Here is a 2267-nt window from a genome sequence, read left to right as displayed (position 1 = left end):
GTTTCACCAATGACTTCAAAACGAACGTGCTCTTTCATGTAGACAAGTTCTGTATGTCCACCCGAAACAACTAATGCTAGTAACGGAAATTTTAATGGCGTAATAAGTTGATTCGCATAAATATGTCCCGCAATATGATGTACAGGAATTAAAGGCTTCTGATGAGCAAAAGCTAACGCCTTAGCTGCGTTGACACCAATTAATAATGCTCCTACTAATCCTGGTCCTTCTGTTACCGCAATTGCATCAATATCATCAAATGTCATATTGGATTGATGTAGAGCTTCTTCTACAACTATTGTGATTTGCTCAACATGATGCCGTGAAGCAATCTCAGGTACAACTCCCCCAAAGCGTTTATGGCTTTCAATTTGAGAGGCTACTACATTTGCAACAATTTCTGTACCACCTCGAATAATCGCAACAGCCGTTTCATCACAGCTTGTTTCTATTGCTAATATTACTTCATTTTCTTTTGTCATAATTTCACCCACATAACTAATGCATCTTCATTGTTATCAGAATAATAATTTTTTCGTATGCCGCCAGCCTCAAAGCCTAGCTTTTTATACAATGACTGTGCAATATGATTTGATGTTCTTACTTCAAGCGTCATTGAAAGTGCCCCTAGCTGTTGCACAACATTCATCGCAGCTTTAAGCAAAGCATATCCTAACCCTTTTCCTCTATACTTAGGAAGTATAGCAATATTGGTAATATGCGCTTCATCAATTACAATCCAAGTTCCACAATATCCAATAATTTGCTCCTCTATTTCCATTACAAGGTAGGTAGAAAATTGATTGGCCGTTAATTCGTTATAGAAGGCCTCTTTGCTCCAAGGTGTTGCAAATGCCTGTTTTTCAATTTCAACAACTTGATCAATATCTTCAACTTTCATTAGACGAAATTTCACTGTCATAGTCATTTTCTCACTCATTTTTCGCTTCTTGTGCTTTTAACCAGTTTGCTTCTGCCTCAGCTAACCTAATGTAATTAGGCACAAAAGCATGAACTGGAGTTGCTTCTTTTTGCATACCTAAAAAAGCTAATTCACTTGGACGAGGATTATATTGTGAAACAGATGCAAAGAGTGCTTGTTCTCCTAATACGCTAGTTAATATTTCTTTATGCGCTTCAATATCATTCCCAATAAATAAAATAGATTCATTGTATTCTTTCAATTTTCCAGCCCATTGTTCATTAATAACAAGCTGATCTTTCTCTTCATTACGTAGTTCCTGTCCATTATCAAAACGATATAACCCTGTGAAAATTTGTTGTCTACGCGCATCAAATAACGGGGAGATAAGTCCGTTAAAGTAACGGCCGTTAGCAGCTACAATCTCAAGGCTAGACACTCCAACTAAAGGAATGTTAAGCGTCCACGCAAGTGTTTTAGCCACGGTTACACCAATGCGGACACCAGTATAAGAACCAGGCCCTTCTGCTACTACAATTTTATCTAATTCTTTTGGTAATGTATCACAATCCGCCAGCAACGATTCAATAGCCTTCATCAAGCGAATAGAATGATTCTTTTTCAGATTTGTAATTACTTCTCCAATTACTTTATTCTCTTCAACCAATGCGACGCCCATTACGAAATTTGACGTATCAATTGCTAATGTTTTCATAGTTAAAAAGCTCCTTACATAGGTCAATATATCTTGCGCCTTTGGCTTTACAAACAAGCTTACGTGTTTTAGGCGTATCATGATAAATATTAATTTGAACAAATTCCTTTGGTAACTGCTCTTCAATTAAATGAGCCCACTCAACAACGGTAACACCATCACCTTCAAAGTATTCATCAAAGCCTAGATCTTCAAATTCATCCCCTAGACGATATACATCCATGTGATAGAGGGGCAATCTTCCATCTTTATATTCCTTAATAATAGTAAATGTAGGGCTGTTTACGTTCCTTTTAATTTCAAGACCTTTTGCTAATGCCTTGGTAAAAGTTGTCTTACCAGCTCCTAAGTCTCCTTCTAATAACAAAACATCACCTTGAGCTAGCAGCGAAGCAAGACGGTTGGCTAGCTTTTGTGTATCTTCAATAGAAGCGGATTGGATGACAAACTCTTCTAATGGTTTCATTTTTCGAATCCTCACTTTGCTCTCTCTAAATCAATTTATACCTCTATTGTATACGCAGTTCTCTACTCATATCCAGCATATACATACAAAAAAGTCCCTAGGAACAGTCCTAAGGATCATAATTTTAATATAAAAAAAAAGACGAAACCTTTTGTTTCGTTTAG

4 protein-coding genes are annotated in these 2267 nt (G+C 36.8%); all 4 read right to left on the bottom strand.

The window, feature by feature from the left end; genetic code table 11:
- Positions 1-482: tRNA (adenosine(37)-N6)-threonylcarbamoyltransferase complex transferase subunit TsaD (locus BFL01S_RS19405; protein ID WP_369690855.1), on the bottom strand; the 482-nt coding region annotated here is incomplete at its 3' end.
- Positions 479-928: a ribosomal protein S18-alanine N-acetyltransferase gene (rimI, locus tag BFL01S_RS19400; protein WP_061786699.1), complete on the bottom strand. Its 450-nt coding sequence runs from the start codon at positions 926-928 to the stop codon at positions 479-481. The genes BFL01S_RS19405 and rimI, both read right to left, overlap by 4 nt.
- 4 nt (positions 929-932) lie before the next feature.
- Positions 933-1637 carry a tRNA (adenosine(37)-N6)-threonylcarbamoyltransferase complex dimerization subunit type 1 TsaB gene (gene tsaB, locus BFL01S_RS19395; RefSeq protein ID WP_025910003.1) on the bottom strand — a complete coding sequence of 235 codons (705 nt, stop codon included), beginning with the start codon at positions 1635-1637 and terminating at the stop codon, positions 933-935.
- Positions 1618-2103 carry a tRNA (adenosine(37)-N6)-threonylcarbamoyltransferase complex ATPase subunit type 1 TsaE gene (gene tsaE / locus BFL01S_RS19390; protein WP_061786698.1) on the bottom strand — a complete coding sequence of 162 codons (486 nt, stop codon included), beginning with the start codon at positions 2101-2103 and terminating at the stop codon, positions 1618-1620. Before tsaE ends, tsaB begins: the two co-directional genes overlap by 20 nt.
- Positions 2104-2267: the final 164 nt, after the last annotated feature.

Origin of the sequence: Priestia flexa NBRC 15715 (assembly GCF_001591565.1) — a bacterium.
Taxonomy (GTDB): Bacteria; Bacillota; Bacilli; order Bacillales; family Bacillaceae_H; genus Priestia; species Priestia flexa.
The sequence above is the reverse complement of the archived record's forward strand: the minus strand, read 5'-3'. Positions and strand labels throughout refer to the sequence as shown.

What these genes read in the sequence shown, in the direction of transcription:
- rimI (WP_061786699.1), bottom strand. Translation starts at nt 928, where the DNA reads ATGACTATGACAGTGAAATTTCGTCTAATGAAAGTTGAAGATATTGAT.
- tsaB (WP_025910003.1), bottom strand. Translation starts at nt 1,637, where the DNA reads ATGAAAACATTAGCAATTGATACGTCAAATTTCGTAATGGGCGTCGCA.
- tsaE (WP_061786698.1), bottom strand. Translation starts at nt 2,103, where the DNA reads ATGAAACCATTAGAAGAGTTTGTCATCCAATCCGCTTCTATTGAAGAT.